The organism is Filimonas zeae, assembly GCF_014641615.1.
In the GTDB taxonomy this organism is placed as follows: domain Bacteria; phylum Bacteroidota; class Bacteroidia; order Chitinophagales; family Chitinophagaceae; genus Filimonas; species Filimonas zeae.
On record NZ_BMIB01000004.1, the window covers coordinates 582302 to 605748 of the forward strand.

The 23447-nt window shown below is 47.5% G+C and carries 18 protein-coding genes; 12 read left to right on the forward strand and 6 right to left on the reverse strand.

Annotation, left to right across the window (positions count from 1 at the left end; all coding sequences use genetic code 11):
• Positions 1 to 47 precede the first annotated feature (47 nt).
• The 6 genes from IEY13_RS20920 to IEY13_RS20945 all read left to right on the forward strand — a co-directional run bounded on the left by IEY13_RS20920 (position 48) and on the right by IEY13_RS20945 (position 9025).
• Entirely contained in the window at positions 48 to 1178 is a 1131-nt protein-coding gene (locus IEY13_RS20920) for an efflux RND transporter periplasmic adaptor subunit (protein WP_188955876.1), read from the forward strand.
• A 65-nt stretch (positions 1179 to 1243) separates the two neighbouring features.
• Positions 1244 to 4372: an efflux RND transporter permease subunit gene (locus IEY13_RS20925; RefSeq protein ID WP_188955878.1), complete on the forward strand. Its 3129-nt coding sequence runs from the start codon at positions 1244 to 1246 to the stop codon at positions 4370 to 4372.
• 19 nt (positions 4373 to 4391) lie between these two features.
• Positions 4392 to 5834 (forward strand): TolC family protein, encoded by a 1443-nt coding sequence (locus tag IEY13_RS20930; RefSeq protein WP_229687943.1) that lies wholly within the window; start codon positions 4392 to 4394, stop codon positions 5832 to 5834.
• A 79-nt stretch (positions 5835 to 5913) separates the two neighbouring features.
• On the forward strand, positions 5914 to 6570 hold the full coding sequence (locus IEY13_RS20935) for a hypothetical protein (protein WP_188955880.1): 657 nt from the start codon (positions 5914 to 5916) through the stop codon (positions 6568 to 6570).
• 152 nt (positions 6571 to 6722) lie between these two features.
• Entirely contained in the window at positions 6723 to 8300 is a 1578-nt protein-coding gene (locus IEY13_RS20940) for a pseudouridine synthase (RefSeq protein WP_229687944.1), read from the forward strand.
• Positions 8300 to 9025, forward strand: coding sequence for an RluA family pseudouridine synthase (locus tag IEY13_RS20945; protein WP_188955882.1), 726 nt, complete (start codon positions 8300 to 8302; stop codon positions 9023 to 9025). The genes IEY13_RS20940 and IEY13_RS20945 overlap by 1 nt, the downstream gene beginning before the upstream one ends.
• 508 nt (positions 9026 to 9533) lie before the next feature.
• On the opposite strand, the gene IEY13_RS20950 is transcribed toward IEY13_RS20945, so the two are convergent.
• From IEY13_RS20950 to IEY13_RS20960, 3 genes are all read right to left on the reverse strand, one after another.
• Positions 9534 to 10169, reverse strand: a complete 636-nt coding sequence (locus IEY13_RS20950; protein WP_188955884.1) for a peroxiredoxin — start codon at positions 10167 to 10169, stop codon at positions 9534 to 9536.
• 69 nt (positions 10170 to 10238) lie between these two features.
• Positions 10239 to 11417 (reverse strand): DNA polymerase IV, encoded by a 1179-nt coding sequence (gene dinB / locus IEY13_RS20955; RefSeq protein WP_188955887.1) that lies wholly within the window; start codon positions 11415 to 11417, stop codon positions 10239 to 10241.
• A gap of 39 nt (positions 11418 to 11456) precedes the next feature.
• Complete coding sequence (locus IEY13_RS20960) at positions 11457 to 12086, reverse strand: polysaccharide deacetylase family protein (RefSeq protein ID WP_188955889.1); 630 nt, start codon at positions 12084 to 12086, stop codon at positions 11457 to 11459.
• A 43-nt stretch (positions 12087 to 12129) separates the two neighbouring features.
• On the opposite strand from IEY13_RS20960, the gene gltX reads away from it, so the two are divergent.
• The 3 genes from gltX (at position 12130) to IEY13_RS20975 (ending at position 15047) form a co-directional block, all read left to right on the forward strand.
• Positions 12130 to 13662 carry a glutamate--tRNA ligase gene (gene gltX / locus IEY13_RS20965; protein ID WP_188955891.1) on the forward strand — a complete coding sequence of 511 codons (1533 nt, stop codon included), beginning with the start codon at positions 12130 to 12132 and terminating at the stop codon, positions 13660 to 13662.
• 77 nt (positions 13663 to 13739) lie between these two features.
• Positions 13740 to 14096 (forward strand): cupin domain-containing protein, encoded by a 357-nt coding sequence (locus tag IEY13_RS20970; RefSeq protein WP_188955893.1) that lies wholly within the window; start codon positions 13740 to 13742, stop codon positions 14094 to 14096.
• A gap of 180 nt (positions 14097 to 14276) precedes the next feature.
• Positions 14277 to 15047, forward strand: a complete 771-nt coding sequence (locus tag IEY13_RS20975) for an enoyl-CoA hydratase/isomerase family protein (RefSeq protein ID WP_188955896.1) — start codon at positions 14277 to 14279, stop codon at positions 15045 to 15047.
• 186 nt (positions 15048 to 15233) lie between these two features.
• Here the strand turns inward: IEY13_RS20975 and IEY13_RS20980 are convergent, their stop codons facing one another.
• Positions 15234 to 16031, reverse strand: coding sequence for a hypothetical protein (locus IEY13_RS20980; protein WP_188955898.1), 798 nt, complete (start codon positions 16029 to 16031; stop codon positions 15234 to 15236).
• Between the two features lie 61 nt (positions 16032 to 16092).
• Between IEY13_RS20980 and IEY13_RS20985 the strand changes: the two genes are divergently transcribed.
• From IEY13_RS20985 to IEY13_RS20995, 3 genes are all read left to right on the forward strand, one after another.
• Positions 16093 to 17688: a hypothetical protein gene (locus IEY13_RS20985; RefSeq protein ID WP_188955900.1), complete on the forward strand. Its 1596-nt coding sequence runs from the start codon at positions 16093 to 16095 to the stop codon at positions 17686 to 17688.
• A 40-nt stretch (positions 17689 to 17728) separates the two neighbouring features.
• Positions 17729 to 19126, forward strand: coding sequence for a class II fumarate hydratase (fumC, locus tag IEY13_RS20990; protein ID WP_188955902.1), 1398 nt, complete (start codon positions 17729 to 17731; stop codon positions 19124 to 19126).
• 225 nt (positions 19127 to 19351) lie between these two features.
• A complete protein-coding gene (locus tag IEY13_RS20995; protein WP_188955904.1) occupies positions 19352 to 20248 on the forward strand; it encodes a hypothetical protein in 897 nt (298 codons plus the stop codon).
• Between the two features lie 18 nt (positions 20249 to 20266).
• Here the strand turns inward: IEY13_RS20995 and IEY13_RS21000 are convergent, their stop codons facing one another.
• Both IEY13_RS21000 and IEY13_RS21005 read right to left on the reverse strand, forming a co-directional pair.
• Positions 20267 to 20953 (reverse strand): lipoprotein signal peptidase, encoded by a 687-nt coding sequence (locus IEY13_RS21000; RefSeq protein ID WP_188955905.1) that lies wholly within the window; start codon positions 20951 to 20953, stop codon positions 20267 to 20269.
• 22 nt (positions 20954 to 20975) lie between these two features.
• Positions 20976 to 23441: a bifunctional UDP-N-acetylmuramoyl-tripeptide:D-alanyl-D-alanine ligase/alanine racemase gene (locus tag IEY13_RS21005; RefSeq protein WP_188955907.1), complete on the reverse strand. Its 2466-nt coding sequence runs from the start codon at positions 23439 to 23441 to the stop codon at positions 20976 to 20978.
• Between the last annotated feature and the right edge of the window lie 6 nt (positions 23442 to 23447).

The window sequence follows — 23447 nt, forward strand, 5'->3', positions numbered from 1 at the left end:
ATAACGATTGCCAATTTGCCTGTTTGTTCATTCTTTAAACGTAAATGATGCAAAGGATTACTTTTTTGTGCCTGCCGGCCATAATGGGTGTATACCTGTGTGCCTGCAAAGCCAACGGATCAGAAGACAATAACAGTAAGGATATACAGAATGTTCCTGTAATACAGATAGTGCAGAAAGACACTACCGTAAACAGCCACTATGTAACGGCTATTGAAGCCAGAAGAAACGTAGAAATACGCGCCAAAGTGCCCGGCTTTCTGGAAAAAATTTATATAGATGAAGGACAGCACGTGCAGCAGGGTCAGCTGCTGTTTAAACTAAACGATCGTGAACTGGCCATTGCACTGGATAAAGCCAAAGCAGCCCTGAGTAACACACAGGCCGAAGCATTGTCTGCCACGCTGGAAATGAACCGCGTACAACTGCTGGTAAATAAAAACATCATCAGCAAGTCGGAGCTGGAACTGGCCAAAGCCCGTGTAAAAGCCGCAGAAGCCCGCGTTAGCGAGGCTAAAGCAACGGAGTCTGAAGCAGAACAGCGTTTGTCTTACACGGCCGTATACGCACCCTTCACAGGTGTTATAGACCGTATTCCGTTGCGTACCGGAAGCCTGCTGGATCAGGGTTCGCTGCTTACCACCGTATCCGATCTGGATCAGGTACACGCGTATTTTAACGTGTCTGAAAACGAGTACCTGCAAATGATACAGGACAGTAAAGACAAAAGCACATTTGTAGGCAGCCGTGTAAACCTGATACTGGCCAACAATACCGTGTACCCCCAACCGGGTAAAATTGAAACCGTAGAGGGAGAGTTTGATGAGGCTACCGGCTCCATTGCTTTCCGGGCAACTTTCCCTAACCCCGGCCGTATGCTTAAACACGGCTCCAGCGGTAAAATACAAATTACCACCCCCGTACACAAGGCCCTGCTGGTGCCTCACAAAGCGGTGTTTGAAATACAGGATAAAAATTACGTGTACGTAGTAGACAAGCAGAACAAAGTGCGCATGAAAAACTTTGTGCCCCGCATGCGTTTGTCAGACTGCTACATAGTGGAGAGTGGCCTCGACAGTGGCGAAAGCATTGTACTCGAAGGTATTCAAACCATACGCGATGGAGCGGTTATTCAGCCTGTTACACCAGGTTCTGATAGCCTCATTGCCCGTAAATAAAACCGATTATCCATGTATCATGGTGATGCCTTTCCCAAAGGCATCCCACTATAATTCCATATAGAATGGTTGAAACATTTATCAGACGACCGGTGCTGTCACTGGTCATCTCGCTCATTATTTGTTTACTGGGAGCCCTGGCAATATTCACACTGCCTGTAACCCAGTTTCCGGATATCGTACCCCCTTCCGTAACCGTAACCGCCAAATACACCGGCGCCAACGCAGAGGTATGTACCAAAGCCGTGGCCACACCGCTGGAAAGAGCTATTAACGGCGTACCGGGTATGACGTATATGCAATCCGTATCCGGCAATAACGGCACCACACTTATACAGGTGTTTTTTCAGGTAGGTACCGATCCCGATCTTGCCGCGGTAAACGTGCAGAACCGTGTAACTACGGTACTGGACGAATTACCGGAAGAAGTAATTAAAGCAGGTGTAACCACCGAAAAAGAGGTAAACAGTATGCTGTTATACCTTAACGTAATCAGCCATGACCAGAGCATGGATGAAGAGTTCATTTACAACTTTGCTGATATTAACGTACTGCAGGAACTGAAGCGTATTGATGGCGTTGGTTTTGCAGAAATCATGGGCGCACGGGAATACTCCATGCGCGTGTGGCTGCGCCCCGATCGTATGCTTTCTTACAACGTATCTACCGAAGAGGTAATTGCTGCCCTCCGCAAGCAGAACGTAGAAGCTGCCCCCGGTAAAACCGGCGAAGGCTCCGGCAAAGAAGTATATGCACAGGAATACGTGTTAAAATACACCGGTAAGTTTTTTGAACCCGGCCAGTACGAAAACATTGTAATACGCGCCGAAGGCAACGGTACCATACTGCGCCTGAAAGAAATTGCAGATGTAGAGTTTGGCACCCTCAGCTACGGCATGGTGTCTAAAACAGATGGCGGCCCCTCTGCCTCCATTATGATTAAACAGCGCCCAGGCTCTAACGCCAGCGATGTAATTCTGGCCATTAAGGATAAGATGAAAGAGCTGAAAGAAACCAGCTTTCCGCCCGGTATGGATTTCAACTATGCCTACGATGTATCCCGCTTTCTCGATGCCAGTATTCATGAAGTAATGCGTACGCTGGTAGAAGCACTGATACTGGTGTTTGTGGTGGTGTTCATCTTCCTGCAGGATTTCCGTTCTACCCTTATACCCGCACTGGCCGTACCCGTAGCCCTGGTAGGTACACTGGCCTTTATGCAGGCCATGGGCTTCTCTATAAACCTCTTAACCTTATTTGCACTGGTACTGGCCATTGGTATTGTGGTAGATAACGCCATTGTAGTAGTGGAGGCCGTACACGTGAAAATGAGTGAGGAGCATTTGCCGCCGCTGGAAGCCACCATCAGCGCCATGAAGGAAATAACAGGTGCCATCATTGCCATTACCCTGGTAATGAGTGCTGTATTCGTACCGGTAGCCTTCCTGTCGGGCCCTGTGGGTGTATTCTATCGCCAGTTCTCGTTAACACTGGCCGTAGCCATTGTTATCTCAGGTATCAACGCCTTAACGCTTACACCCGCGCTGTGCGCGCTGTTGTTAAAGCATCAGGCACCTTCTCAGAAAAAAAGCCTGTTACAACGCTTCTTTGGCGGCTTTAATAAGGTGTACGATAAAACAGAAACCAGCTACCGCAAACGCGTAGCTAAAATTGCCGGTAAAAAATGGGTAACCGTAGCGCTGCTCCTGTTCTTTGTGGCAGGCACCTGGGGTATCAGCAGCATTCTGCCTTCGGGCTTTATACCTACGGAAGATCAGGGCATGATTTACGTGAACGTAACCACCCCGCCTGGCGCTTCTGTATCGCGTACAGAAAAGGTGCTGGATGAAATTACCCTGGCTACAAAAAAAGTAGGAGCCGCTGAAAACATCAGTACGCTGGCTGGTTACAGTCTGGTAAACGAGATAGCCGGTGCCTCCTACGGTATGGCAATGATTAACCTGAAAGGTTGGGATGCCCGCGAACAATCTGTAAAAGAAGTAATAGCAGAGCTACAGCGCAAAACCAGTCACATTAAAGACGCTACCATCGAATTCTTCCCGCCGCCAACGGTACCGGGCTTTGGTAACGCCAGTGGTTTTGAATTGCGCGTACTGGATAAAGGCAAAAGCAGCGATCTGGAAAGAACAGCAAAAACCACACAGGATTTTATTGCTGCACTGAAACAGGAAAAGGCCATCAGCAATGCCTTCACCAGCTTTGATGCCAGCTTTCCGCAGTACATGATTCATATAGATCAGGAAATGGCGGCCAAGAAAGGCGTTACTGCCGATGCCGCTATGGAAAACCTGCAAACCTTACTGGGTAGTTATTACGCCACCAACTTCATCCGCTTTGGGCAGATGTATAAGGTAATGGTGCAGGCTTATCCCAACTACCGCGCAAGGCCGGAAGACATTCTGAATCTGTATGTAAAGAATAACAAAGGGGAAATGGTATCGTATGCCACGTTTGCACAACTGGAACGTGTATACGGACCAGAGCAGCTGACGCGCTATAACATGTACACCTCGGCACTGGTAAACGGTGATGCCGCTGCCGGTTTTAGTAGTGGTGATGCCATTGCAGCTATTGAAAAGGTAGCCAAAGAAAAACTGCCCAAAGGATACGACTACGAATGGTCGGGCATGACGCGGGAACAAATACTGTCTGGCAACCAGGCAGCCTATGTATTCCTGTTATGTCTGTTATTCGTATACCTGTTACTGGCCGCCCAGTACGAAAGCTTTATGCTGCCACTGGCAGTAATTCTTTCGCTGCCTACGGGTGTGTTCGGAGCGTTTCTGTTACTGAAACTGGCCGGGCTGGAAAACAACATCTATGCACAGGTGGCACTTGTAATGCTGATTGGCCTGTTGGGTAAAAACGCCATCCTGATTGTGGAGTTTGCTATTCAGCGAAATAAGGAAGGCATTTCTGTATTACAGGCAGCGCTGGAAGGCGCAGTATCCAGGTTACGTCCTATCCTCATGACCTCCTTTGCCTTTATAGCCGGTTTAATACCACTGTGTATTGCCAGCGGCGCAGGCGCCATGGGTAACCGTTCTATTGGTACCGCGGCTGCGGGTGGTATGTTACTGGGTACCATATTCGGGTTGGTAATTGTTCCCGGCCTGTACGTGTTGTTTGCCCGTAACCCCAAACCAAAACCAGAAGTAGAAAAGGCGCATTAATTCACTATAACAGCAAATCATGAAATTAAAATATAGTTTATACATTTTATTATGTATGCCACTGGGCTGGTTGTCGTGCAAAACGGCACCACCCACGGGTATACCCGATAAAGTAAACCTGCCCGACACTTTTGCCAGGCAAACCACTACCGACAGCACTATTATAAGCAGACTGCGGTGGAAACAGTTTTTTACAGATGTACATCTGCAAACGTTGATTGATTCTGCACTGGTGGGCAACCCCGATCTGCTCATTGCCATCCAGCGTATTGAAGCGGCAAGGGCCGTGGCACTGGGTGCTAAAAACGCCAACCTGCCTTCGGTAAATGCTATTATTTCTGCCGGGGTAGACCACTATGGCGATTATACGCTTAACGGCGTAGGTAACTATGACACCAACCTCTCCCCCAACATTTCTAAAGACCAGCGGATACCCGACCCTACGGGCGACTTCTTTGTAGGCCTGCGTAGCAGCTGGGAAGTAGATGTGTGGGGCAAACTGAAGAACCGTAAAAAAGCAGCACTGGTACGCCTGGCCGCTACAGAAAAATCGCGCCAGCTGGCCGCTACCCTGCTGGTAGCACAGATAGCCAGTCATTACTACAACCTGCTGGCACTGGATAACGGGCTCAGGATTATTGAAAACAACAGCCGCCTGCAGGAGACAGCACTGGAAATAGTAAAAGTGCAGAAAGAAGGTGGCCGCGCTACAGAACTGGCTGTACAGCAGATGGAAGCACAGCTGTACAACACCCGCTCGTTCAGTAAAAAAGTAAAGCAGGAAATTATTAATGCCGAGTATCAGGTAAACTACCTGCTGGGCCGCTACCCGCAAAAGGTACAGCGCGATACCACTTTTGCACAACAATCGCTGCCGCAGCAGCTGGCTACCGGTATTCCGTCCGGCCTGTTACTGCAACGCCCCGATGTGCAGGAAGCAGAACTGCAACTGGTAGCTGCCAAAGCAGATGTAGCTGCTGCGCGCGCTGCCTTTATGCCTTCGTTCCAGATTACACCATACTTAGGTTTTAACGCCTTTAAAACAGCCCTGCTGTTCAACGGCGGTTCACTGGCATGGGGTGCACTGGGTAGCCTTACCGCGCCGCTGTTTAACCAGAAGCAGATACAGGCAGCACATCTTACCGCTGTAGCACAGAACCGGGAAGCGTATTACAACTATAACAAAACCATCCTCAACGGCTTTAAAGAGGTGGGCAGCGCTATTGAGCAACTGGATAATAACCGCGAACTGGTTGATCTGAAGCAGAAACAGGTGGCCGCACTGGAAACGGCCGTATCCTCTTCCCGCGAACTGTACCTGGCTGGTTATGCTTCTTATCTGGAAGTAATCACCGCCCAGAAAGGCGTACTGGATGCGCAGCTGGAACTGAACGAGGCACGTAAAAACCAGTTCAGCTACACTATCGACCTGTACCGGTCGCTGGGGGGCGGCTGGCAATAACCGGGCTTTAACAATATTCCAGGGGTGAGGGATTAAACATGCGAAAATGTTCGTAGTCTATTAGAAAAACGAACACAGTATGAAAAAGTTAATAATTGTAGCCACCGCCTGCCTGTTAGCCGTAGCCGCTGTACACGCACAAACGCCTTCAGAAACCACCAAAGAGGCAACTGCCAAAGTGCAGCACAAACATGGTAAAAAGCATGGTCGCCATCATTTTAAAGGTCACCACGGCGCAGCACTGGCACACCTGAATCTGACAGAAGACCAGCGTAAGCAGGCCCGCAGTATTGCAGACAACTACCAGAAACAGGCCACTGCCTTAAAAGCACAGGACAACCTTACACTGGGCGAGTATAAAAAGCAGCTGTCTGCCCTGCACGCCAGCCGCAAACAGCAGATGGACCAGTTATTAACCGCTGAGCAAAAGCAGCAGCTGGCACAGCAGAAGACCAAACGCATGGAGCACCGCAAGGCGCAGGGAGAAGCGCGTATGGCTAAAATGAAATCGAACCTGAATCTGACCGACGATCAGGTTGCCAAACTGCAACAGCAGCGCAGCGACCTGAAAGCACAGATGAAGGCCATTCATGAAAACCAATCGCTCGATCCATCCACTAAAAAACAGCAGGTACGCGCCCTTGTGCAAAAACAAAAAGATAATTTTAAAAGTGTTCTAACACAGGAACAACTTGATAAATTGCATACCCAACATCAAAAAAGGGACGTGAAATAATAACCAAATCAACAAGATTCCGTTCCGGGGCCGGCGTTCTGCCGGCCTTTTTTATGCACCTTAAAAAGCAGCCTTCACACTTTAATCGCCCATTGCGCCGGTATTTACTACCTTTGTACAACCTGTTGTAATAACAGTTAAACATTAAGAGCATGAGTAAAAAGCCCTTTGACAAGTTCATTAACAAGAATTCCGGAGCCAAAAAGAAAGAATCTATCCGCCAGGATAAGAGGCAAATAAAGGCTGAATTAAAAGCCAGAGGCGAGGAAATGAACCGTCAGAATGAAGACAAATACCGCACGGTAACCTCTTCCAACCGCCGTAAACCGGCCGATGATTCCGAAAATCAGTCCTTCAGATCTAAAAGCCAGTCACCAGACAGCCGCGGCCGTAAGCCTAAAGCAGATGCCGATGACTTTAAAGCCGGCAAACGCGGCGCCAGCCGTTCTGCAGAGAACAGCGGTTACAAGCGTAAAGACGACAAAGCAGGTGGTGCCTACGATCGCAAAGGTGATAAAGCCGAAGGTGGTTATAAAGGCAAAGCAGACAAGGCCGACAAACCATACGCACGCAAGGATGATAAAGCTGGTGGCTACAAAGCCAGAGAAGGCAAATCAGATAACGCCTACGACCGCAAAAGCGACAAAGCAGAAGGCTACAAAGGCAGAGAAGAGCGTGCCGATAGCTACTTCGACCGCAAGGACGAAAAAGCTGGCAATGCCCGCAGCCGCAGAGACGACTCCACAGGCAACGAAAGCCGCGGCCCTAAAGAAGCCTCCTCAGACAATGAGGGTAGCAAACGTAAAAGAATCCCCATTTCCGGCGCTAACGCAGACAGAAACGAAAAGCCCGCCAGCCGCGAAAGAAGGTTTCAGGCAGCCCCTTCCTGGGATGAAGAACCACGCCCTGTAAGTAAAGCCACAGCCGCCAGAACAGCGCCCGCCGCAGACGTAAAGGCTGCATACGACGAGAACGCCCCTATGCCACTGAACAAATACATTGCCCATAGCGGTATTTGCGGACGCCGCGAAGCGGCCGACCTGGTAAAAGAAGGGCATGTAGTGGTAAACGGCAGTAAAATACTGGAACCCGGTTTTAAAGTAACCGCATCAGATAAAGTGACCATTAAGGGCAAACAGCTGTTTCTGCAAAAGAACCTGGTATATGTGCTGTTAAACAAGCCCAAGGATTTCCTAACCACCGCCAAAGACCCGCAAGGCCGTAAAACCGTGCTGGACCTGGTAAAAGGTGCTACACAGGAACGCATTTTCCCCGTAGGCCGTCTGGACCGCAACACTACCGGTGTATTGCTCCTTACCAACGATGGCGAGCTGGCGCAGAAACTGACCCACCCCTCCTTCGAAATCAAAAAGATATACGAAGTAAAGCTGGATAAACCCGTACTGAAAAAAGACCTGGACGCTATTGTATCCGGTATTGAACTGGAAGACGGCTTTATACAGGCAGATACCGTAGGGTATGCCGACAGCAAAGACAAATCTATAGTAGGCATTGAAATACATAGCGGACGCAACCGTATTGTGCGCCGCATATTTGAGCACCTGGGTTACGACGTTAAAAACCTGGACCGTGTACTGTTTGCCAACCTTACCAAAAAGAACGTAGACCGTGGCAAATGGCGCCTGCTTTCAGAAAAAGAAGTACGCCTGCTCAAGTACATGAACCAGTCTTTCGTGAAGAAAAAAGAAAAAAAGGACGCCGCTAAGTAATGAAGTCAATTCTCACTGCCGATAACATCATTCTGGAAAATGATGCATTCATCGCCATCAACAAACCTTCGGGCCTGTTAAGCGTGCCTGACCGCAAACAGTCTGAACCATCGTTAAAAGATATGCTGCTGGCTAAATACGGCAGCATATTCACCGTACACCGTTTGGATAAAGACACCAGCGGCATAATTGTATTTGCCAAAAACGAGGAAAGTCACAAACAGCTCTCAGCCCTTTTTGAGGGCCGGGATGTAGAGAAATATTACTACGGTCTGGTATACGGCGTAGTATACCCCGAAACCGGCAGCGTAGACGCCCCTATTATGGAGCACCCTGCCGGTAACGCTAAAATGATCACCCACGCCAAAGGAAAGCATTCCTTAACCGATTATGAGGTGGTACAGCAGTTTCGTATGTATTCCTGGATGCGCTTTCGTATACACACCGGCCGCACCCACCAGATTCGCGTGCACATGCAGCACCTGGGCCACGCCATTGTATGCGACGCCCTCTACGGCAACGGCAAAGGCGTATTCATTTCCGACCTCAAAAACAACTACAACCTCTCCAAAAAAGAAGACGCCGAACGTCCGATTCTGGGAAGACTGGCCCTCCACTCCTCCCTGCTGAAATTTGAACTGAACGGCGAAACCTTTGAACTGGAAGCCCCCCTGCCCAAAGACCTCCGGGCCACGCTTACCCAGCTGGAGAAGCACAAAAGATAAAACAGCAGCACAACTGCCTGTTTCTCAAAAGAAACAGGCAGTTGAACGCTTTACCACCGAACGCACACCGAAGGAGTACCGAACAAACTTCCCTCCCGCCTCATATAACAAAGCAAATTTGAACGCTTTATCACCGAACTAACACCGAAGGAACACCGAACAAACGACCTCCCCATCTCACGGCGCAAACCATATTTGAACGCTTTACCACCGAACCTACCACGAAGGAACGCCGAACTCACACCGTACTTACCTCTATAGCTGGTACATAGATAGTGCATGGATACTGAATAGATGGAGCATGCCAACAGCATAGATACTCCATAGGAAGTGCAGGAGACATGTATGAAACAGGCTTTTCAGTTCCTGAGACCGTCGTGACCCAAAACCGGCTACGCGGGCAGATATGGCTACCAAACGCCAGAGAAGGGCAATAAAAAAGTCCCGCTAGACAACGGGACCGGAACGAGTACAAAGAAATAAACCATTATGCTTATAGAGATCTTCCTTATTGGTTTGGCTGTGGCGTATAACGCAGGTAAGGCTTCACCACTTTCACTCCTTTAGGGAATTTCTTTATGGCGTCTTCGGTGCTTACTGCAGGTACCACAATTACGTCTTCACCGTTCTTCCAATCGGCCGGAGTTGCCACACTGTAATCAGCGGTTAACTGCAGTGATTCCACTACACGCAGCACTTCCTGGAAGTTTCTGCCTGTAGAGGCAGGGTAAGTCAGTGTTAACTTTATCTTTTTATCAGGCCCTATTACAAACAGCGAACGCACGGTGGCGGTGGCTGATGCATTCGGGTGTATCATATCGTATAAAGTAGCTACTTCCCTGTTATCGTCTGCAATAATAGGAAAACCTACTGAAACGTTCTGTGTTTCGTTAATATCATTTACCCAGCCGTGGTGTTTATCCAGCGGATCAACACTCAATGCCAGCACTTTTACATTACGTTTGGCAAACTCGCCCTGTAACAACGCAGTTTTACCTAACTCGGTGGTACACACGGGTGTATAGTCAGCCGGATGGGAGAATAAAATACCCCAGCTATCGCCTAAATATTCGTAAAAATCGATTTCTCCTATTGTGGTTTGTGCTTTGAAATTGGGTGCAGCATCGCCTAAACGTAAACTCATAGTTTGAATTTTAGGGTCCGAAGATAAGAGTATTCCCTACAAAACAGGTAGGTTATTCGGAAAAAATTTTTATTCCTCTTCCGGGGGAACATCTTTCTTAGGCAACGGCACAGTACGGGCTTTGTTCAACGCCTGCTTGCCAAACTTATTCTTTACATCATCTATGGCTTTATACAGGTTAGCCTTCTTGTCTGCATCTACAAACAGATTGCCTTGTACCCCATCGCTCACAAAATCTGTTAACCGTACGCCCAGCAAACGAACAGGTGTTCCTTTTTTATATAGTTTCTGAAACAGATCGGTAGCGGCCTGTAGCAACTCGTCATCACTAAATGTGTAACTGATAGTCATCTGTTTGGAAGTAGTAGTAAAATCAGGATAGCGGATCTTTACTGCCACACAGCCAGCCATCTTCTCATCCTGTCGCAGCTCATACGCCACACGTTCCGTCATACGCACCAGCTGCATGTGCAGGTACTCTTCATCCAAAACATTCTCATGAAAAGTATTCTCGGTAGATATACTCTTAGCTTCATGTTCGGCAGTAACCACGCCGTGATGGATACCCTGGGCTTTCTGGTGCAGCTCACTACCATACTTCCCCAGTTTACGCTCCAGTGTTTCCGGTGTAAACTTTAATATATCACCTATTTTATAAATACTCATGGCCTGTAATGTGGTAAAGGTTTGTTTGCCTACACCAGGTATTTTGTTCACCGCCAGTGGGGCCAGAAAAGCCTGCTCCATACCGGGATGCACGTACAGGTAGCCATTGGGTTTGGCTTCATCCGTAGCTATCTTGGCTACCATCTTATTAGCAGCCAGGCCAAAAGATATAGGAAGTTCTGTTTTATCAATAATCTCCTGCCGCAGATCAATCGTCCACTGGTAGGGATTAAAGTATTTATCCATTCCGGTAAGATCAATGTAAAACTCATCAATAGAAGCCTTTTCAAACAAAGGCGCTTTAGCTGCAATAATTTCAGTAACGATGCGGGAATAGCGGCTATACTCGCCACGCGTACCTTTCAGCAGAATAGCATGCGGACATAACTGCAAAGCTCTTTTCATAGGCATGGCGCTGTGTACACCAAACTTGCGTGCTGCATAACTGCAGGCTGCTACTACCCCACGCTCGGGTGAGCCGCCTACTATTACTGCTTTTCCTTTCAGAGAGGGGTCGCGCAATACCTCTACGCTCACAAAAAAGGAATCCAGATCAAAATGGGCTATATATCGTTGCACCATAGTCAAATCAACATCACACTCCTCAATAGTAAATACGTGCTACAGCTTTTTAAAAGTATATCCCTGTTTAGAAAAATGTTCCAGTACCCGGGGCAGCGTATAACTCATACGGTCCCAGGCTTTGGTACTATCGTGAAAAACAATAATACTGCCCGGCTTCGCATTTACTACCACGTTCTCCAGGCATTTCTCCGGTGCCAGTTTCACGTCAAAATCACCACTTAGCACGCTCCACATAATAATGCGGTAAGCGGGGTTGGCAATCTTTTGCAGAAAGTTGGCCTGAAAGCGGCTGATGCGGCCATAAGGTGGGCGAAACAGTTGCGAGTCTATATACTGCGCCGCCTGCCTAATATTGTCTATATACGGCTTATCCGCAGTCTTCCAGCCATTGATATGATTCTGCGTGTGGTTGCCTATCGAGTGGCCTTCATCCAGAATCCGCGTATAAATATCCCGGTATTGCTGTACGTTTTTACCAATACAAAAAAACGTACCCTCAGCACCGTAAGCTTTCAGCTGATCCAGCACAAAAGGCGTGGCTGTTTCATGCGGCCCGTCATCAAATGTAAGATACAACACTTTTTCGCCGGTTTCGGCGGGCATTTGCCAGGTTAACGATGGGGCATAGAGTTTACGTAGCCACCAGGGTGATGTGATCATGTACATAATAACAAATATACTCAACCCTATAATATTATCTTTGCGGCCTATGAGCAGCAAAAAAGTAAGAGTACGTTTTGCCCCCTCGCCAACCGGCGGTCTGCATCTGGGGGGCGTTAGAACGGTTTTGTTCAACTACCTGTTTGCCAAAAAACAAGGTGGGGAATTTATACTGAGAATTGAGGATACCGACCAGACACGCTTTGTGGCCGGTGCCGAGGAATATATAACAGAAACTTTACGCTGGTGTGGACTGGAAGCTGATGAAGGTCCGCACAAAGGTGGCGCATACGGCCCTTACCGCCAGAGCGAGCGTAAACCCATGTACCGGGAATATGCCGAAAAGCTGATTGCTGCCGGTCAGGCTTACTATGCTTTCGATACCCCGGAAGAGTTGGAGAAAATGCGCGGGCAATACAAAACAGCCGAAAATCCTTCTCCGCAATACGGCCATGGCCTGCGCGATAAAATGCGCAACTCGCTGTCGCTGTCTGCAGAAGAAGTAAACAGGCTTATCGGCGAAGGCGTACCTTATGTGGTGCGTATTAAAATGCCGGAAGGCGAAACCGTTACGTTTAACGATATGATCCGCGGCGATGTAAGTTTCAACACCTCGCTGGTAGATGATAAAGTATTACTGAAAGCAGATGGCATGCCTACGTATCACCTGGCGGTGGTGGTGGATGACTATCTGATGAAAATATCGCACGCTTTCCGTGGCGAAGAATGGTTGTCCAGCGCCCCTGTACATGTGCTGCTGTGGCAATACCTGTTTGGTCTGGAAAATATGCCGCAATGGGCACACCTGCCGCTGATATTAGGTCCCGATGGTGCCAAGCTGAGCAAACGCCACGGCAACAAATATGGCTTCCCCATATTTGCTATGAACTGGACCGACCCACGTACCAACGACTTTACCGAGGGCTTCCGCGAGCGTGGCTTTCTGCCACAGGCGTTTGTAAACGTACTGGCCCTGTTAGGCTGGAACGATGGTACCGACCAGGAAGTGTTTACCATGGAGGAACTGATTGAGCGCTTTGATCTTTCGCGTGTAAACCACAGCGGCGCCATCTTCGATTTTGAGAAGGCTAAGTGGTTTAACCAGGAATGGATTAAACGCTTACCCGCAGCCAGCTGGCAGCCGGAAGTAAAAGCACTGTTTGAAAAAGCGGGCATCACCATTGCGGATGAAGCACAGTTTACCCGTGTACTGGAACTGGTAAAAGACCGTTGCGCCCTGCTGAGCGACTTTATACCACAGGCCGACTTCTTCTTCCGCACACCTGCTACGGTAGATGTGGCCGCCATAAAGCCCAAGTGGAACGATCAGAAGCAACAGTTTTTTGCAGAACTGATACGCCAGTACGAACTGCTGCAACAGTGGAACCATGATGAGCTGGAAAAAGAGTTCAAGGAAATGGCTGCTGCACATCAACTGAAACCCGGCGATCTGATGCTGCCCCTGCGTATTATGCTGGTAGGCGGTAAGTTTGGCCCCGGCGTATTTGACATAGCCGCCATTATTGGCAAAGAAGCCACCATACAACGCATAAAACATACCTTACAGCTGGTGCAGGCCTAAAAAGCCTGCCCCGCTAACGGGATAGCGTTGCCCGTTTTAAGGTACCTTAGTAGCTGAAGTTTAAGTTTACCATTACTATGATTAAAGCATATCTGTTATACACAGGTGAAGACGGGTTATCTGATTTTAAGGAAGGATTTGTTACCAACGACGTGATGACTTCTGCCGTATCCGTACTATTTAAAGAAACCGTTCCCCATTCTTTTTACGACTGGCACCCTGCCCCTACCACACAATATGTGGTTACCCTGGCCGGCACACTGGAGTTTGAAATGACCTCCGGTAAAAAATTCATACTAAGCCCTGGCGAAATTCTGATAGCTATGGACACTACCGGACCCGGCCACAAATGGCAGATGCTGGGTGATGATCCGTGGAAGCGCATGTACGTAGTGTTTAATGAAGACAACGCTATCAACTTTACAGAGCAGTAAGCGCCCTCTGGCAACTGGTATTTTTCCATCCAGTTTACTGCGGGCGTTCCCTCTTTTTTGTGTAGGTTTGAATACGTACACGCGTTAGCATACTACCGCTGCGGTGTGCGTATAAAAAACTGGACAATGGAACACCATTTGTTCTGATTATCCATATTACTCAAACGATAACAGCAACATATGTCAGTATTAACCAATCTGGAAAACGGCATCTTTACCATTACAGTAAACCGCCCCGATAAACTCAACGCCCTTAACCGGGAAGTGATTGACGGCTTATCTTCTGCAGTAGAAGAAGTATATACCAACCCCGAGATCAAAAGCGCCTTTATTACGGGTGCCGGTAACAAAGCCTTTGTTGCAGGGGCGGACATCAGCGAGTTCCTGAGCCTGGATGCCACACAAGGCACTGAACTGGCGAGGCGCGGTCAGCAACTGGTATTTGATAAAATAGAAAACTCCCCCAAACCCATTGTAGCAGCCGTAAACGGTTTTGCCCTCGGCGGCGGGTGCGAGTTGGCTATGGCCTGCCACTTCATCATAGCCAGCGACAATGCAAAATTTGGTCAGCCCGAAGTAAACCTGGGCCTTATTCCCGGCTACGGCGGCACCCAGCGTCTGGTACAGGCCGTGGGCAAAGGCAGGGCCATGCAACTGATTATGACCGGCGAAACCTTTACCGCCGAAGAAGCGATGCAGTACGGGCTGGTAAATGCCGTAGTACCGCAGGAGCAGTTACAGGATAAAGTAAAAAGCATACTGCAACTCATCAATTCCAAAGCACCACTGGCTATTACCAAAGTAATTGAGTGCATCAACAATTTCGATCACAACCAGCAAGGCTACGATTTTGAAATACAGCGCTTTGGCGATTGCTTTGCTACGGAAGATAAAAAAGAAGGTGCGCAGGCTTTTCTGGAGAAAAGAAAGCCGGCGTTTACAGGCAAATAATTGCTGCATACCCCAAACCGATGTGCGCAAAAAATACAAGTTGCAGCAGTAGAAACAGGCGTCTGCTACCAGGCAGATACAAGAAATATTATCAACCAGCACAATTGGTATAAAAAAGACGGCTGTACTTTGGTACAGCCGCTTTCTTTTGGGGCACAGGCCCGTTTATGAAGGATTCCAGGGGGCTTAGAAATGATAACCCAGTTTAAAACTGATACCGAGGTTCAGGATAGACTCTGAATAAGTAGCGTAGCCTTCCATAATTTCAGTACCAGCGTAATTATACGCAGCAGCATATTTAACGCCTTTTACTTTACGAATACCTATACCGGTTGAGTATTCCAGCGTCAGCCGCTCATTCACTATCTGCTGCCCCAGATGTACCATGTAATCAGTAATATTTTCATGCTCACTCTTCATACCACCCTTACGTTCGTAACCGCCGCCGCTGGTAGCAACAACACCTTGCGACTCAAAGTTGTAGCGGTAATGGTCCAGAGACAGTCCCATAAAATAGCCGTCTAAAGCATCGCTATTATAATAAAAGCGGGGCTGAAAAGTAAACATATAACCCATTTTTGCTTTGCGGGCATTATAATTAAACAGGCTGCCACCTATGTCGGAAAAGCTGCCACTCCCCCATGGGTATTCCATACGCACCTCTTCCGATTCCCCTTCTTTCTTAACCAATCCGCGCACATAGTTTTTATAAGTAAGTCCACCACCTATCTGAATACCCATAAAATCTGTAAGCTTTCTTTCATACGCCAGTGGAAAAGTACCGGTAATAAACCCAAGCGGTGCTATTTTAATAATGTTGTTTTCGCTTGATCTGCGTTTGTTTTGCAAACGGGTACTGGCCGTAGAATATTGATTGAAAATAATAACTGTAGAACTATCTTTTGCCGTGCGGCGGCTTTGGGCATGCGCCAGAAAATGAGATACCACGCACGCGAAGGTGCATAGCAGCAGCTTTGTATTCATGTCGTTTTTTAAGGTTTAAGTGGCGCAAAAGTAGTTACTTCGCACAAACCCGAAACTTTTCATGAAAAAAATCTTTTTGCCGCTGGCCGGCCTGCTGCCTGCGTTTACCCCTACCCTTGCCCAACAGGTAAAAATTAACTGGGGCGAGGAAAGTAAAAAAGAATTATCCTTTGGCTCTTTTGTTAACGGTGCAGGCACCGATATGATTAAGCTGTGCTTTGAATACAAAGGCTCTGCTTTCTTTGGTGCCAGAAGAAAAATAACACCCGTACTGGCCCGCTATACCGATAACCTGGCAGAAAGCAATGTAAGAAGCTTTGAGGTAGACGATAAAAACATCAGCTTCAACAACCTCCTTAGTGTAAAAGGTAAATTATATCTTTTCACCAACCAGTATGATGGCAGCACCAAAACCACTACATTTTACAGTCAGTCGCTGGACATTACCACCCTTAGTCCTGTTGGTGGCGTACGGTCGCTGGGTGCCTTTGATGCTATCAACAAAAGCTCACAATCTTCCGTAGGGTATGAATTGTCTAAAGATTCTTCACACATATTAATGTTTGGTCTGGCTCCTGCTTCTAAAAAAGAAAATGAACGCTATTACATAGGCGTGTACGATTACAATATGACGCCCCTGTGGGACAATACCGTTACATTGCCTTATGCCGACAAATACATTACCGTACTGGACCGTCTGGTCACCAACGACGGCCGCGTAGGTGTAATTATTAAACATTACGATCAGGAAGTATCCCGCGAAGCAGTGGTAAAAGACGGCGCTAAAGTCCCCTCCTACGAAACCAAACTGCTCATTTACGATAAAAGCAAAGGAGCCCCTTTGGAAATGCTTTTAAACCCGGGTAACAAGTTTGTACATACCGCCCAGCTTACCGGCGATAACGGCGGCAACCTGCAGCTGTTTGGTTTGTATAAAGAAAAACACAACGGTTACATTACCGGTTACTTTGTAGCCGGTATAGATAAGGCGGGTAAAGTAACCACCCGCAACGTAAATGCTTTTCCCGAAGCACTGATGCATCTGATTAAAACTGATAAGCAGGGCACTGATAAGGATCTCGACCCCGGGCTTTCCAATTACTTCAAACTGGCCTATGTAGAAGACAGGCCCGATGGCAGTATGGATTACCTGCTGGAATATACTGCTGAAATTTACCACCCAGGTAGCTACAGCTACGTAAACGGGGTAAGCTCTAACACACCACCATGGTGGGAATACCGTTATGGCGACATCATTAACATCTCCGTTAAAAAGAATGGCACACACGCTATTTGCCGCATTCCTAAAATGCAGATATCCAGAGATATCAAAAGCTACAGCAGCTTTAAAGCCCTGCCTTACGAAAACAAAATGCTGTTGTTTTACAACGATGACGAGGATAACGTAGAAAGAGCGCTGGAAAAGAAGCCCGACCAGCTGACTAAATTCACCAAAAGTGTGTTTGTAATGGCTACTATTGACGAAACCGGTAACCTTGCCCGTAAGGTACTGTATACCAATCGCGATATGAACGTTACCACCGCTGTAAGAGAATGTGCACCGCTGGACAAAAACCGTATCGGACTGTATGCCCAGAAAAGCGCAGGCTTGTTTTCATCCGGCAAAGACATGGTAGGTATTCTTGAACTGAAATAACCCTATTGCCCTACCTTTGCGGCATTAAATAAATAGCAGTATGGACTATCGTATAGAAAAAGACACGATGGGCGAAGTTAAGGTTCCCGCTCATGTTTATTGGGGCGCACAAACACAGCGCAGCATTGAAAACTTCAAGATAGCGCAGGACATCAACAAAATGCCGAAGGAAATCATCGCTGCATTTGCTTATCTGAAAAAAGCTGCCGCGCTGGCCAACCTGGAACTGGGTGCATTACCCCAGGAAAAGAGCGACCTGATTGGTAAAGCCTGTGACGAAATTCTGGCCGGTAAACTGGACGATCAGTTTCCGCTGGTAGTATGGCAAACAGGTAGCGGCACCCAGAGTAACATGAACGTGAACGAAGTAGTAGCTTACCGTGCGCATGTTATGACTGGTGGCTCCTTAACTGATAAAGACAAAGCGTTACACCCGAATGATGATGTAAACAAGTCTCAGTCTTCTAACGATACGTTTCCTACAGCTATGCACATTGCTGCTTACAAAATGCTGCTGGAAACCACTATACCTGGTATTGAAAAACTGCGCGATACCCTGGCTGCCAAAAGCAAGGAGTTTATGCAGGTGGTTAAAATTGGCCGTACACACTTTATGGATGCTACCCCACTTACCCTGGGTCAGGAATTCAGCGGTTATGTATCGCAGTTAAACCACGGTTTAAAAGCCATCAAAAACACCCTGGAGCACCTGACAGAACTGGCGCTGGGTGGTACAGCCGTAGGTACCGGCATTAACACCCCTAAAGGTTACAGCGAAGTAGTAGCAAGGAAAATAGCCGAATTAACCGGCCTGCCTTTCGTTACTGCAGAAAACAAGTTTGAAGCCCTGGCTGCCCACGATGCTATTGTAGAAGCACACGGTGCTTTAAAAACTGTTGCCGTTAGCTTAATGAAGATTGCCAACGATATCCGTATGCTCAGCTCAGGCCCACGCTCCGGTATCGGCGAAATATTCATCCCGGACAACGAGCCCGGTTCTTCTATTATGCCCGGCAAGGTAAACCCCACCCAGTGTGAGGCCCTTACCATGATTGCAGCCCAGGTACTGGGTAACGATGTTACCATTAACATCGGCGGCGCTAACGGTCACTTTGAACTGAACGTATTTAAGCCGGTAATGATTGCCAACTTCCTGCACAGCGCCCGCCTGATTGGTGAAGGTTGTGTAAGCTTTAATGACAAATGCGCCGTAGGTATTGAGCCACTGCATGAGAACATTAAAAAGCACGTTGATAACAGTCTGATGCTGGTAACTGCACTCAACACCAAAATCGGCTACTACAAAGCAGCTGAAATTGCGCAGACCGCTCACAAAGAAGGTACAACGCTGAAAGAAATGGCCATTAAGCTGGGCTACCTAACCGCTGCTGAGTTTGATGAGTGGGTGGTACCCGCCAAAATGGTAGGGGATATTTAAGGGGGTTAGCCACTGAAATCAATGGACTACTACACATAAAAAAAGCCGCTATATAAGCGGCTTTTTTGCATTCAAACCCTTGCCAGCATTGAAGTTCGTACACCTAAAAAAGCAGCCGTTTCAACACCGTTTTATACAATTTAAATAATCAGGCAACGTTCTTGCTATAATAACTCTCTTTTTACAATGGAATGATATGTGTAAAATTGCAAATACAATAAACTTATGCGAAAGTCATTACTGCTAAGCCTTATTACACTGGCCTTTTTCGTAGTTATTCAATCGTGTTCCAAGGAGTACAGTGTGGAAACCGGTAGCGGTGGCACCCCTGCCACAGGAGAGCTGATTAAAGACAGCTCAGATATGTGTCTCCCTCCCGAAATTCATGGTATTTACGATACCGCCAAGGTATTAACCGATAGCAACTATGTGTTGTTAAACGTAAACGTTACCAAGCCAGGCTTCTACCGTATTTATACTGATGAGCAGAACGGTTTCCGCTTTTCCGACTCAGGTTATTTCTCTGTTATCGGTACCAAAACCGTAAAACTGAAAGCTATTGGTACACCTATCTTAAGTATCCCAACGGACTTTGTGGTAAACTTCGATAGTACCGTATGTAGTTTTGTAATCAGTGTTACAGAAAACGATGGCGAGAATGCTACTAACCCTAACACTTCAGACAGTGCATGGGAGTTTAACGATGCCAGCCGTGGTTATGCAGGTACCATCAGCTCTGCTTTCTTTTTCGATGATTCTACTACTACCGTACCTACACACTATTTCAGTTTCCGTGGTTACATTCCTAACCATTCCGATACCAGTATTTACATAGTAATTCAGGTGCCGTATCCAAATGCAATTCCGGCTACTACGTATTCCACCAGCACCTCTGCACTGTTTAACTTTGCCAAAGCAGATGCCAGCAGTCCAACCGGCTTTACCAATATCTATGAGGCCAGCCCGAATACAAGTCCTACACAGGTAGTACAGATAACGGTTAATAACTACAACAGCACCACAAAGGTAGTAGACGCTACTTTCTCGGGCAGTGCGCTTACCACCGCCAACGGAACCAGCACTATCACCAGTGGAAGATTTAAAGTAAAAGCAGAACAATAAGCAAAAAAAAGCCGGTGTTTACAACACCGGCTCAGAAGAACGTTTAATATTTTCAGGGGCCTCTTCGGGGCCCTTTTTAGTGGAATCAGGTTTAGCCTGCGGGAAAAACTTCTGCTGCCATATTAAGATAGCAATTACCCCCGCAGAAATAGCCGCATCGGCCAGGTTAAATACCGGACGGAAAAACTCAAACGGCTCACCACCCCAGAAAGGGAACCAGGTAGGGTAGTTTACGTTACGGATAATAGGGAAGTACAACATATCCACTACTTTACCGTGTAAAAAGCTGGCATATCCACCACCGGCAGGAAACATCTTAGCTACATTTTGTACATACGGATCGCTGTTCTCAAAAATGAGTCCGTAGAACATACTGTCAATCAGATTACCCAGCGCACCCGCGTAAATCAGGCCAGCGCATATGATAAAACCTTTGTGGTACTCTTTGCGAATGATATTTCTCAGGTAAAACGTACCCACAATTACTGCCACTAAACGGAAAAGGGTTAAGATGATTTTACCCAGACCACCACCAAACTTCCAGCCCCAGGCCATGCCCTCATTCTCCACAAAATGCAGTCTGAACCAGCCGCCAAGCACGTTATGCTCCTCTCCAATATAGTAATTGGTTTTAATATAAAGCTTCAGAGCCTGGTCAGCAACCAAAATCAAAATAATAAACAGCGCTAATTGTTTCCCTTTCATTTTTCAAAGATAATGGTTTCGTTCACTCTTCAAAATACACACGTTTTATACGTTGTCCTATTCCTGTAAGTATTTCGTAGGCAATGGTTTCACTCCAGGCGGCCACCTGCTGCACCGGCAGGTGCGGGCCAAATATTTCCACCGTGTCGTTCTCTGTTACGTCTGGCACGTCTGTTACATCTACCATCATCATATCCATACACACCGTGCCTACTACCGGTACCAGCTGGCCTTTTATCCATACTTTACCACGGCCATAGCCCAGCTTGCGGCTGTAGCCATCCGCATAACCTATACGTAAAGTGGCAATCCGCGAGTCGCGGGTTATTTTACCACGGCGGTTGTAGCTCACCGTTTCACCCGCTTTTACATGGCGCAGTTGCGCAATAGTAGTGGTAAGGGTGCCTACGGTTTGCAGGCTTAACTGGTGCTCGTTGGCACTGTCTACCCCATATAAACCTATTCCCAATCGTACCATATCGTACTGCAACTCCGGCAGGCGGAAAATAGCAGCAGAGTTAGATAAATGCCGGATAAAGGGATACCGTAAAGCATCTTTCAGCACATCGCAGCAACGTTCAAAACGCCGGGCCTGCAAATGCGTAAAACTATCGTCGTTCGGGTCTTCGCTGGAAGCGAGGTGACTGAATACTGACTTTATCATCAGCAACTGCTGTTGTTGCAGCAATGCTGCCAGTGCAGGCATATCCGACTCTTCAAAGCCCAGCCGGTGCATGCCGGTATCCAGTTTAATATGCACCGGATACTGTTGCAAACCCTGGTGTTGCAGAAAGCGCAGAAACGCCTGTAGTATGGGAAAGGAGAACAACTCCGGCTCCAGATTATATTCTACAATGGCATCAAATGCCGCTTCATCTACATTCAATACCAGTATCGGCAACCCAATACCTGCTTTTCTCAAATCCACCCCTTCATCGGCATAGGCCACCGCCAGGTAATCTACCTTATGAAACTGCATTACATTGGCCACCTCAGCACTACCTGCTCCATACCCGAAAGCTTTTACCATAGCCATTAACCGGGTACCCGGTTGCAAACGCTGCTGGTATTGCCGCAGATTATGCGCCAGCGCAGAAAGGTTAATTTCCATTACCGTGCGATGCACCTGTTGCGATAGCATGGCCGCAATGCGCTCAAATGCAAATACCCGCGCGCCCTTCAATAGAATTACTTCATTACGGAAATGATGTACGGTGGTTTGTTGCAGAAATGCATCGGTAGTTGCGTACTGCTCCACCTTTGCCGGCAAAACCGTTAACAGGCGCGATAAACTCTGCCACTTGCTGCCGATAGTAATAATACGGTGCACTTGTTTCTGCGCCAGTATATGTGCCGCCACACTGTATGTTTCATCGGGCGTAAAAGCAGGCAGGTCAGACAGTATCACCGTTTTCTGATGATATTGCTGCTGTTGCTGCAAAAACTCTATAGCTATGGAAAAAGAAGTAATATCAAAACTATAACTGTCGTTAATAACCGCACTGCCATTTAAAGCCTGCACCATTTGCAACCGCATATCTACCGGCTGTAACACTTTCATACGCGTGGCTATATCCACATCAGTTACGCCCATATACAGCATCACCGCCCAGCAGGCAATGGCATTCTGCACAGCGGCACTATCGGTAAAAGGAATTTCAATACTTCGCTCCACCTCACGATACACCGCCGCTATACGCGTTGCACCTGCCACATGCATACTGGAAAGTATCTGTAAAGTGTTACCGGCTGCATGCCCTATAGTGAATAAAGAAACACCGGTATCCATTACTGCCTGCTCAATGCGTGCATCGTCCATATTACAAAACAGCATGTCTGCACCGGAAAACAATAATAATTTCTGCTGTAGTTTCTCTTCCAGGCTGGTAAATCCTTCACTATGCGCCTCACCTATATTGGTAAGCAGGCCTATGGTAGGCCGTATCATTTTCTGCAAAGCGGGCATCTCTCCAAGCTGCGATATACCTGCTTCAAATATTCCCAGTGTATTACGGCTGTTCATTTGCCATATACTTAAAGGCACTCCTATCTGAGAGTTATAGCTACGTGGGCTGCGGACAATGGAGTAATCATGTTGCAGTAGCTGGTACAACCACTCTTTTACAATGGTTTTTCCATTACTGCCGGTAATACCAATTACCGGATAAGTAAACTGTTCCCGGTGGCGGGCTGCCAGCAATTGAAAAGCAACCAGCGTATCCGGTACTACTATAAAATCAGCATCTGTATAAGTATTATTCTCCGGAAGGTGCTGTACCAGAAAAAGGCGTACACCGCGCTGGTACACTTCCTCTATATACACATGCGCATCCCGCAAGGGCGTGCGCAAAGCAATAAACAACGAAGTATTGGGAAAGGAAATACGTCTGCTGTCAGTAACCAGATACTGCACCTGGCTAACCGGTGTGCTTCCTTTCACCAACCGGCCTTCACATAACGCCGCAATCTGCTCAATAGTGTATTCCATAACCTC

What these genes read in the sequence shown, in the direction of transcription:
- IEY13_RS20940 (WP_229687944.1), top strand. Translation starts at nt 6,723, where the DNA reads ATGAGTAAAAAGCCCTTTGACAAGTTCATTAACAAGAATTCCGGAGCC.
- IEY13_RS20970 (WP_188955893.1), top strand. Translation starts at nt 13,740, where the DNA reads ATGATTAAAGCATATCTGTTATACACAGGTGAAGACGGGTTATCTGAT.
- IEY13_RS21005 (WP_188955907.1), bottom strand. Translation starts at nt 23,441, where the DNA reads ATGGAATACACTATTGAGCAGATTGCGGCGTTATGTGAAGGCCGGTTG.
- IEY13_RS20930 (WP_229687943.1), top strand. Translation starts at nt 4,392, where the DNA reads ATGAAATTAAAATATAGTTTATACATTTTATTATGTATGCCACTGGGC.
- IEY13_RS20950 (WP_188955884.1), bottom strand. Translation starts at nt 10,169, where the DNA reads ATGAGTTTACGTTTAGGCGATGCTGCACCCAATTTCAAAGCACAAACC.
- IEY13_RS20935 (WP_188955880.1), top strand. Translation starts at nt 5,914, where the DNA reads ATGAAAAAGTTAATAATTGTAGCCACCGCCTGCCTGTTAGCCGTAGCC.
- IEY13_RS20925 (WP_188955878.1), top strand. Translation starts at nt 1,244, where the DNA reads ATGGTTGAAACATTTATCAGACGACCGGTGCTGTCACTGGTCATCTCG.
- IEY13_RS20980 (WP_188955898.1), bottom strand. Translation starts at nt 16,031, where the DNA reads ATGAATACAAAGCTGCTGCTATGCACCTTCGCGTGCGTGGTATCTCAT.
- gltX (WP_188955891.1), top strand. Translation starts at nt 12,130, where the DNA reads ATGAGCAGCAAAAAAGTAAGAGTACGTTTTGCCCCCTCGCCAACCGGC.
- IEY13_RS20920 (WP_188955876.1), top strand. Translation starts at nt 48, where the DNA reads ATGCAAAGGATTACTTTTTTGTGCCTGCCGGCCATAATGGGTGTATAC.
- fumC (WP_188955902.1), top strand. Translation starts at nt 17,729, where the DNA reads ATGGACTATCGTATAGAAAAAGACACGATGGGCGAAGTTAAGGTTCCC.
- IEY13_RS20960 (WP_188955889.1), bottom strand. Translation starts at nt 12,086, where the DNA reads ATGTACATGATCACATCACCCTGGTGGCTACGTAAACTCTATGCCCCA.
- dinB (WP_188955887.1), bottom strand. Translation starts at nt 11,417, where the DNA reads ATGGTGCAACGATATATAGCCCATTTTGATCTGGATTCCTTTTTTGTG.
- IEY13_RS20985 (WP_188955900.1), top strand. Translation starts at nt 16,093, where the DNA reads ATGAAAAAAATCTTTTTGCCGCTGGCCGGCCTGCTGCCTGCGTTTACC.
- IEY13_RS20995 (WP_188955904.1), top strand. Translation starts at nt 19,352, where the DNA reads ATGCGAAAGTCATTACTGCTAAGCCTTATTACACTGGCCTTTTTCGTA.
- IEY13_RS20975 (WP_188955896.1), top strand. Translation starts at nt 14,277, where the DNA reads ATGTCAGTATTAACCAATCTGGAAAACGGCATCTTTACCATTACAGTA.
- IEY13_RS21000 (WP_188955905.1), bottom strand. Translation starts at nt 20,953, where the DNA reads ATGAAAGGGAAACAATTAGCGCTGTTTATTATTTTGATTTTGGTTGCT.
- IEY13_RS20945 (WP_188955882.1), top strand. Translation starts at nt 8,300, where the DNA reads ATGAAGTCAATTCTCACTGCCGATAACATCATTCTGGAAAATGATGCA.